This is a genomic window from Aeromonas sp. HMWF014 (assembly GCF_963878295.1).
Classification (GTDB): domain Bacteria; phylum Pseudomonadota; class Gammaproteobacteria; order Enterobacterales; family Aeromonadaceae; genus Aeromonas; species Aeromonas popoffii.
The window spans coordinates 1-8194 of record NZ_CAWNYS010000224.1 but is presented as its reverse complement, the minus strand read 5'-3'; the positions used below and the strand labels follow the sequence as shown (position 1 = coordinate 8194).

Genomic DNA, 8194 nt, shown 5'->3' with positions numbered 1-8194 from the left:
TGTTTGGTCAGGACAAGGCCATTGCTGTGCTGACTGACTCAATCCGCCTGTCACGCTCGGGCCTTGGCAATGAACGCCGTCCTGTGGGTTGCTTCCTGTTTGCTGGCCCGACCGGGGTGGGCAAGACAGAGGTCACCCAGCAGCTTGGCAAGGCGCTCGGGGTGGAAGTGCTGCGTTTTGATATGTCCGAGTACATGGAGCGACACACAGTCTCTCGTTTGATTGGTGCTCCTCCCGGTTATGTCGGTTTTGAACAGGGCGGCTTGTTGACCGACTCAGTGCTCAAGCATCCGCACTCAGTGGTGCTGCTGGACGAGATCGAGAAGGCGCATCCTGACGTGTTCAACCTGCTGCTACAGGTGATGGACAACGGGACCCTGACGGATAACAACGGGCGCAAGGCGGATTTTCGCAACGTGATCCTGGTGATGACCACCAACGCTGGCGTGCAGGAGACCCAGCGCAAGTCCATTGGCTTCCAGCAGCAAGACATGAGTCATGATGCCATGGCGGTGATCAACAAGACGTTCAGTCCGGAATTCAGAAACCGGCTCGATCACACCATCTGGTTCAACCATCTGGACATGACGGTGATCCATCAGGTGGTTGACAAGTTCATTGTCGAGTTGCAGGTACAACTGGATGCCAAGGGCGTGTCTCTTGAAGTGTCCGAGGGTGTCCGCCACTGGTTGGCCGAGAAGGGATATGACAGGGCGATGGGAGCCAGACCCATGGGACGGGTCATCCAGGAACACCTCAAGAAACCCTTGGCCAATGAGATCCTGTTCGGATCACTGGTTGATGGGGGGGTAGTAAAGGTTGAGTTGGTAAATGACAGCCTCAGTTTTGATTTTCAGGTCAATATTGAAGCTGTCTCCCACTAAGCACTGATAGTTAGAAAGCGACAAAAAACCCCAACCGAGAGGTTGGGGTTTTTTGCTGAATTCCTGGCTTAGCGAGAGCGGAAAACAATACGTCCCTTGGAGAGATCGTACGGAGTCAGAGCTACCGTTACTTTGTCCCCAGTCAGGATACGGATGTAGTTTTTGCGCATCTTGCCGGAAATATGAGCGATAACCACGTGACCATTTTCCAGTTCCACACGGAACATGGTATTGGGCAGGGTTTCGAGAATGGTGCCCTGCATCTCAATACTGTCTTCTTTAGCCATTGAATCCTCTTGATAAGCCACAACAAAAATCCGCTGGATCATGCCGGATTTAAGGCTATGTGTAAAGTTTACTCGGGCTTGGTGTCGATATTTTTCCATTCCCCCTGGATCAGTCGCTCGTGGGGCTGGTATTGGCGCTTGTAATTCATCTTGCGGCACTCCTCCACCAGATAGCCGAGATACAACCAAGTGCGACCTGTACGCCTGGCCAGTTCCAACTGACTCAGGATGGCGAAGGTACCGAGGGAGCGATCGGCATGGGCCGGATCGAAGAAGGTATACATGGCGCTCATGCTGTGAGGTAGCAGATCCGTGGTGGCGACTCCGATCAGCTGGTTGTCCTTGCGCATCTCCAGGTAAAGTGGAGGCATCCAGTCGCAGTGTAAAAAGCCCTTGTACTGGGTCCGGCTGGGGGGATACATGCTGCCATCACGGTGACGCTCGCAAATGTAGCGCTCGTAGAGCTGATAATATTCGGGTTTATCATCGTAGCTGAGCACCAGCTCCAGGTCCTGGTTCAACTGGCTGATCCGCTTCTGGCTGCGGCTTGGCATGAAACGCTCACTGTGGATGCGCAGGGACTGGCAGGCACTGCAGGCAGGGCAGTGAGGTCGATAGATGTCGTTACCGCTGCGCCGAAATCCTGCGGTCAGCAGCCGCTCATAGCCACTGGCATTGAGCATGTTGTGGTCCATCAATACCAGCAGCTGCTCCTGTTCATGGCCTAGATAGCTGCATTGATGCTTGGGGGTCAGCCCTACCTTGAGGATCACTTCTTCTGTCATAGGCTGATGCTCTCCGGTTGCCAGCAGTGCTTTGCCAATGGTTGTCGACTCAGTTGGGCCAGGGCTTTCAAGAAGGTGGCCCTTGGCCACTCCTGGATCCCCATGGTGACCAGGAAGTCATTTTGCATCTGGCAATCGATTAGCGCGCCGCCGTAGCGGGTGAAGTGCTTGCAGAGTGCCATCATGGCCAGCTTGGCGCCGTTGTCGATGCGACTGAACATGGACTCGCCACAGAAGAGGCGCCCGAGTGAGAGGCCATAGAGACCGGCTTGCAGCTGGCCATCCTGCCAGATCTCGACTGAGTGGGCATGGCCAAGGCGGTGAAGTTGTCGATAGGCGTCGATCATGGGCGTGCTTATCCAGGTTCCACTGGCACTGCGACGGGGGGCGGCGCAGGCCGCTATTACCTCATTAAAGGCGCGATTGATGGAAATATCGAATGAGGTACGGCGGATAAATTTACGCAGGCTGCGATTGACGTGCAACTGTTCCGGAATGATGACCCCTCTGGGATCAGGTGACCACCACAGCAGCGGCTGGTGGGGCTCATTCCAAGGGAAGATCCCCTTGTGGTAAGCTGCCAGCAATCGGTCAGGGGAGAGATCCCCCCCGATCGCCAGCAGGCCATTGGGTTCTTCCAGGGCGTGCTCGGGGTCGGGAAACCAGCACAGCTCATCATCCAATTGGGTAAGATAGCGAGACATAAGGCGAAGAGGTTCACAGATGAAGGCCATTATCCTGATAGTATCCAGCTTGTTCTGCTTTGTCACTGTACCCGCCAGTGCACAGGTCTACGAGCGCAACACGGCGCGGCCCGTGGATCAGGTGGTGTTTGGCCAGGTCGAGACGGTGCGTAATATCACCCAGCGCCAGATCCTGGAGTCCGAGCACTCCGGCTGGAAAACGCTGGGGGGGGCCGTGTTGGGCGGTCTGCTGGGTAACCAGTTTGGTGGCGGCCACGGCCGTGAAATTGCTACCGCCGTCGGTGCTCTTGCCGGCGCGGCTGCAGCGCAGCAGTATCAGTCTGGCGGCACTGTGGTGGAGAACAAGCTGGTGGAGCTGCTCATTCGCAACGAGCAGAACGGGCTCATCAACGTCATTCAGGATTATGATCCGGCCATGGTATTCATGAACGGCGACAAGGTGCGTATCCTCTATTTCAACGATGGGGTGCGTGTCGACAAGACCTATTGAGTGGCGTTGAAAAGAGAAGAGCAACCCGACGACATCCACCGTGAGGATCCGTCGGGCAGTACTACAGGGTGCTCATCTGCCAAGGTTTGCTCAGGCCGATGAGTCCTGAGACACTATCTTGTCGCGACCCGTGTTCTTCGCCTGATAGAGCAGGCGATCCGCCTCGCTCAGTGCCTCGTCCATGGAGACGGGCCCAACCTTGATCACCCCGAAACTGGCGCGAGCAAACAGCGGGATCTCCCGTGACAATGGCTGTTGACGCAGTTGCTGGCGCAGCCCCTCCAGCCGTTTGAGCAGCACCGGCACGGTGCAATGGGGCACCATCATGGCAAACTCCTCGCCGCCAAAGCGGGCGATCATGGCATCGGGGAAGAACTGGGCGAGCAACCGGGTCAGATGACAAAGCAGCTGATCGCCGATGGCATGGCCCCAGTGATCGTTGACCTGCTTGAAGTGATCCACGTCGAGCACGCAGAGGGCGAGCGGTGTGCCTTGGCGCTGATGCTCCTCAAACCACTTCTGCCCCTCGTTGAACCAGTAGCGCCGGTTATAGAGCCCGGTCAGGTAGTCACGGTTGGCCGACTCCTGAATGCTGTTGAATTGCTCAAGGGCCTCCAGGTTGTGGCTGACCCGGCACTGCAACTCTTCCGGTTCAAACGGCTGGTTGAGAAAGTCGTTGGCGCCCTGCTTGAGGTAGCGGGCAGAGAGGCCGCGCTTGTCCGACACCGAGATCCCTATGATAGCGAGCTGCTGCTTGCTGTAGCGCTCCCGCAGCATGCGCACCAGGCTGATGCCGTCGATCTCCGGCATGTGGTAGTCGACCAACACCAGCCTAATGGCCGGGTTTTGTTCAAGCTGGGCCAGGGCATCGCGGGCATGGCTCGCCTCATGTACCTGCAGCAACTGTTTGCGCAGCTGGGCCATGGTGCGATGGCGGGAGGTGCGCGAATCATCGACTACCAATACCTCAATTTGCTGATTGAGATAGAGGCGATGCACCAGACTCACCGCATATTGCAGTGAGTGGCGCGAATCTTTCATCACGTAATCCAGCACCCCGGCTTCCAGCCAGGCCTCCCGCTTGTCTTCGCTGATATCGGCGGTGAGGATCACCACCGGCAGGCCCAGTTCCAGCAGTACTTTGACGGCTTCCCCGCTGGGGGCATCCGGCAGGGTGAGATCGACCAGGGCCACCACATACTCTTCCCTCTGGCAATGACGGGCGCCCTCCAGGGTATCGAACGCATCTATCTCCAGGCCTGTTTGCTGTGCGATGGCCTGGATCAACATGCGGCGGATCGTCAGACTGTCTTCGACAATCAGTATTTTATGTTTCATCCGGATCCTTAAAATAAAAAGGCATGCCTCACGGCATGCCTTTTATATCCCTTGCGCTTATTGCGCGTCCAGATATCGCTCGGCGTCGAGGGCCGCCATGCAGCCGGTACCGGCAGAGGTGATGGCCTGACGGTAGGTGTGGTCGGCCACGTCCCCGGCGGCAAAGACCCCTTCGATGCTGGTCTGGGTGGCAAAGCCATCCAGCCCGCCACGAACGATCAGGTAGCCGTTTTTCATGGCCAGCTGGCCATCGAAGATCTGGGTGTTGGGCTGGTGACCGATGGCGATGAAGACCCCCATCAGCGGCAGTTCTGAGGTGGTGTCGTCCTGGGTGCTGCGCAGACGCACGCCGGTTACGCCCATCTGATCCCCCAGCACTTCGTCCAGGGTCTGGTGGGTGTGCAGCACTATGTTGCCGCTCGCCACCTTGTCGTGCAGACGTTTGATCAGGATCTTCTCGGCGCGAAACTCGTCGCGGCGGTGAATGAGGTGCACCTTCTTGGCGATGTTAGCCAGATAGAGCGCCTCTTCCACGGCCGTGTTGCCGCCGCCAATCACGGCCACTTCCTGATTGCGATAGAAGAAGCCGTCACAGGTGGCGCAGGCGGAGACGCCGCGGCCCTTGAATGCCTCTTCTGAAGGCAGCCCCAGGTACTTGGCAGAGGCGCCGGTGGCGATGATCAGTGCATCACAGGTGTACTCGGCGCTGTCGCCCTTGAGGCGGAACGGACGCTGGGTCAGCTCCACTTCATTGATGTGATCAAACAGGATGCGGGTGTCGAACTTTTCCGCATGCTCTTTCATGCGTTCCATCAGGGCCGGACCGGTCAGCCCCTCTGGGTCACCTGGCCAGTTTTCCACTTCGGTGGTGGTGGTCAGCTGACCGCCTTGCTGCATGCCGGTGATCAACAAGGGATTGAGGTTGGCGCGGGCCGCATAGACGGCGGCGGTGTAACCGGCCGGGCCTGACCCTAAGATCAGCAGTTTGCTGTGAGTGACTTGGCTCATGATGTGATTTCCGAGACGTGATGAGTTTGCGCGATTGTAGGTAATTCGAGATCCGGGGTCAAAGGCCAGTGAGTCGATTGTGGCAATCGATTATCGGTGCGGACTGGCGTGCGTTCGGACATAAAAAACGCCCATCGCGGGCGGATTCTGACTCACCGACTCCCCGGTTGGGGGGCGATCAGCTCAACAGGGTCAGCGGAACGGTAGAGGCCTCGGCCACCTCTTTGCAGGTGACGTGACCCGCCATGATGTTGAGTCCGTGGCGCAGGTGGCCATCTTTGAGCCGCGTCTCCCGATAGCCTTGCTCCGCCAGTTTGATGATGAAGGGTCGAGTGGCATTGTTGGAGGGCCACGGTGGAGGTGCGAGCCACCACCCCGGCATGTTGGCGACACAGTAGCGCACTACCTCGTCGACTATATAGGCGGGATCCTGATGGATTGTGGCGTGGGCGGTTTCCACCTGGCGGCCCTGATCGATGGCCACGCCGACACTGGCAGAACCCGGTTTCATGTGGGCAATGTGGTCATGGCTGACAAGTGTTGGCGCAGTGGCGCCGGGCACCTGCATGCCGCCGCGCGTGATCAGCTCCTGGGTCTGGGACAGATGGGTGTCAGATGCAGGTAGGTAAAGAGGGTCTGGCCCGTGCTCCGCATGGCGCGTTCGACGACCTGGGGCTCCTTTTTACCTTGACGCTCATCTCGGCTTTGGCGAAAACCTCTGCGGCGGAGGCCAAAATATCGGCGCCGGCAGCGCGATAATCTGCATCACCGAAGCCAATGCCGTTTCCGGCGCCGCTTTGGACGAAAACAGTATGGTTTCGTGCTGTTAGTTCACGTACACTGGCCGAAACCATGCCTACGCGATATTCATGGTTTTTTATTTCTTTAGGTACACCGATAATCATGCTATCCCTCGTCTATCGATTGGTGCTTTATGTTGCAATGATGTTGGGCGGCGTGTTCACCGAGCATATTCAGGTATTGACAGGATTTGTGACCATAATTATAAAGTGAATGGTGATTCGTACCAAAAAATAGCCAAAGGATGGAATAAAATGATGGAAGCTAAGAGTCGGCTAAAGGATTTGGACAGGATTGACCGCAACATTTTGAATGAGCTGCAAAAGGATGGCAGGATTTCGAACGTTGAGTTGTCCAAACGAGTTGGCCTGAGTCCTACACCGTGTCTGGAACGGGTTCGTCGCCTCGAGCGACAAGGTTATATCGAGGGATATGCCGCTATTCTGAACCCTCATTATCTGGACGCGTCTCTGCTGGTGTTCGTGGAAATTACCCTCAATCGCGGTGCGCCGGATGTATTTGAACAGTTCAACAAGGCTGTTCAGGTGCTCGAAGAGATCCAGGAGTGCCATCTGGTCTCCGGCGATTTCGACTATCTGCTCAAGACCCGCGTTAGCGACATGTCGGCCTATCGTCGCCTGCTGGGGGAAACCTTGCTGCGACTGCCCGGTGTCAATGACACCCGCACCTACGTGGTAATGGAAGAGGTCAAACAGAGCAGTCGTCTGGTGATCAGTACCCGTTGAGTTAGGTTATGCTATGACTTGCCAGGCTTATGACAAGTCACGACAGTCAGAAACGAGCGGCCGGTCCGCTCGTTTCTTCTTATCGCGTTGATTGTAAATATGGCCCAGCCCATCAGGCACTGGCTGACAATCGGTGGGCTTTTCAGGGATACTAGGCCCCCTTATCCCCTGCATTACATGTTTTCAGAAAGGAGCCGGAGTTTGGCCGATAAAAAGCTGTTTACTCCTTTATCAGGTACACAACGGATCTTCGAAGCCGTCTTGATCGCCATCACCCTGATGGCTGCCTATCTCTTGCTTGCCCTGTTGTCCTATCACCCGGCCGATCCTGGTTGGTCCCAGACCTCCTGGCAAGGGGAGGTGAAGAACCTCTCCGGTAGCGCGGGGGCCTGGCTTGCCGACATCACCATGTTCACTTTTGGGGCCTTCTCTTATCTGGTGCCTCCCCTGGTTGTCCTGCTGGGCTGGAGCCTGTTCTGGCGCCCGAGCCGGCTGCTGGACGTGGACTACCTTACCCTGTCGGTACGGATGGTGGGTTTCGTGCTGACCGTACTCGGCATGTCCGCCATCGCCAGCATGAACTTCAATGACATGCAGAACTTTTCCGCCGGCGGCCTGGTGGGCGATGTGATCGCCTCTGTCGTGGTGCCGCTGTTTGGCGGCGTCGGGGCCAACCTGCTGCTGCTCTGCTTCGTGGCTACCGGCATCACACTGTTTACTGGCTGGTCCTGGCTCACCATAGTTGAGCGGATAGGTGCCACCTGCACTGGTTCAGTCAGCGCCGTTTACCACTTTCCCACCACCCTGGGCCGCTGGTTGACCGGTGGCTGGCGCCAGCCCCGTTTTGAGGGGCCAGATCCCCTGCTGGAAGGTGGCTTGGGTGCCATCGAGCTGGAAGAGGATGAAGAGGACGATCCCCACACCAGCTTGACTCGCAACGCCAAGGGAAAGGCGGGTCAGAAGGCCAAGCCCGATGAGTGGCTGCCCGAGCTCGATGATGATACCTTCCAGTTCGATCCCCAGTTTGATGATGAAGACGACGAGCCGGCGCCCGTGGCCAAGCCCAAGCGCGCCGCTGCTGACAATGCACGTCGCCAGCCAGCCCTGACCACGGCCGATGACGAGGATGACGCGCTCGATCTGCCCTGGGC

At 57.3% G+C, this 8194-nt stretch carries 11 protein-coding genes; 4 read left to right on the top strand and 7 right to left on the bottom strand.

Annotated elements, in window-relative coordinates; genetic code table 11:
• On the top strand, nt 1–884 hold an 884-nt coding region (locus tag AAC083_RS09090), incomplete at its 5' end, for an AAA family ATPase (protein WP_146181628.1).
• 68 nt (nt 885–952) lie between these two features.
• On the opposite strand, the gene infA is transcribed toward AAC083_RS09090, so the two are convergent.
• From infA to aat, 3 genes are all read right to left on the bottom strand, one after another.
• Nucleotides 953–1171 (bottom strand): translation initiation factor IF-1, encoded by a 219-nt coding sequence (gene infA / locus AAC083_RS09085; protein ID WP_005300033.1) that lies wholly within the window; start codon nt 1169–1171, stop codon nt 953–955.
• Between the two features lie 68 nt (nt 1172–1239).
• Complete coding sequence (locus tag AAC083_RS09080) at nt 1240–1956, bottom strand: arginyltransferase (protein WP_108536399.1); 717 nt, start codon at nt 1954–1956, stop codon at nt 1240–1242.
• Nucleotides 1953–2660 (bottom strand): leucyl/phenylalanyl-tRNA--protein transferase, encoded by a 708-nt coding sequence (aat, locus tag AAC083_RS09075; protein ID WP_108536398.1) that lies wholly within the window; start codon nt 2658–2660, stop codon nt 1953–1955. Before aat ends, AAC083_RS09080 begins: the two co-directional genes overlap by 4 nt.
• Before the next feature lie 19 nt (nt 2661–2679).
• Here aat and AAC083_RS09070 point away from each other — a divergent pair, with 19 nt between their 5' ends.
• Entirely contained in the window at nt 2680–3150 is a 471-nt protein-coding gene (locus AAC083_RS09070) for an outer membrane lipoprotein (RefSeq protein ID WP_108536397.1), read from the top strand.
• A 90-nt stretch (nt 3151–3240) separates the two neighbouring features.
• On the opposite strand, the gene AAC083_RS09065 is transcribed toward AAC083_RS09070, so the two are convergent.
• From AAC083_RS09065 to AAC083_RS22985, 4 genes are all read right to left on the bottom strand, one after another.
• Complete coding sequence (locus tag AAC083_RS09065; protein ID WP_108536396.1) at nt 3241–4488, bottom strand: diguanylate cyclase; 1248 nt, start codon at nt 4486–4488, stop codon at nt 3241–3243.
• Nucleotides 4489–4545: 57 nt separating this feature from the next.
• Nucleotides 4546–5496, bottom strand: a complete 951-nt coding sequence (trxB, locus tag AAC083_RS09060) for a thioredoxin-disulfide reductase (protein ID WP_042035405.1) — start codon at nt 5494–5496, stop codon at nt 4546–4548.
• A 178-nt stretch (nt 5497–5674) separates the two neighbouring features.
• Entirely contained in the window at nt 5675–6064 is a 390-nt protein-coding gene (locus AAC083_RS22990; RefSeq protein ID WP_375134751.1) for a hypothetical protein, read from the bottom strand.
• Between the two features lie 43 nt (nt 6065–6107).
• Nucleotides 6108–6401, bottom strand: a complete 294-nt coding sequence (locus tag AAC083_RS22985; RefSeq protein WP_375134750.1) for a hypothetical protein — start codon at nt 6399–6401, stop codon at nt 6108–6110.
• Nucleotides 6402–6551: 150 nt separating this feature from the next.
• On the opposite strand from AAC083_RS22985, the gene lrp reads away from it, so the two are divergent.
• Both lrp and AAC083_RS09045 read left to right on the top strand, forming a co-directional pair.
• Complete coding sequence (lrp, locus tag AAC083_RS09050; protein WP_005300047.1) at nt 6552–7043, top strand: leucine-responsive transcriptional regulator Lrp; 492 nt, start codon at nt 6552–6554, stop codon at nt 7041–7043.
• Nucleotides 7044–7244: 201 nt separating this feature from the next.
• Nucleotides 7245–8194, top strand: a 950-nt coding sequence (locus AAC083_RS09045) for a DNA translocase FtsK 4TM domain-containing protein (protein ID WP_181364695.1), incomplete at its 3' end; no start/stop codon positions are given.